The sequence below is a fragment of the Bacillus sp. BML-BC051 genome, from assembly GCF_019656175.1.
GTDB classification, from domain to species: Bacteria; Bacillota; Bacilli; order Bacillales; family Bacillaceae_G; genus Bacillus_A; species Bacillus_A mobilis.
This window is the reverse complement of record NZ_BPLI01000172.1, coordinates 1-274: the sequence shown is the minus strand read 5'-3', so window position 1 is coordinate 274 and position 274 is coordinate 1. Positions and strand designations below refer to the sequence as shown.

The window sequence follows — 274 nt, the reverse complement described above, 5'->3', positions numbered from 1 at the left end:
AATCAATTTGATGGAACAATTTTAGCGATTTTGAGGAATGGGAATGTTATACAGAATCCAACGGGGCAGGAAAAACTACAAGAACATGATATGATAAGAGTGTTTGGTTCAGTAGAGAAGCTGGGACAATGTGAGAAAGAACTACAAAGGTAGAGGTGACAAGGAATGCAAATATCGAGCGATAAGATTTTAAATAAAATGGTGAATGAAATTGCAAAGGCAAAAAGCAGTGAAGGGCAACAATCAAAAGGGCATGTATTAGTTGTGCGTGCTT

The 274-nt window shown here is 37.2% G+C and carries 2 protein-coding genes; both read left to right on the top strand.

The annotated features are described in order from the left end of the window. A partial coding sequence (locus K5S59_RS30555; protein ID WP_369009904.1) for a cation:proton antiporter regulatory subunit occupies window positions 1–153 on the top strand: 153 nt, incomplete at its 5' end. Window positions 154–165: 12 nt separating this feature from the next. Continuing rightward, a partial coding sequence (locus K5S59_RS29815) for a YwdI family protein (protein WP_220784133.1) occupies window positions 166–274 on the top strand: 109 nt, incomplete at its 3' end.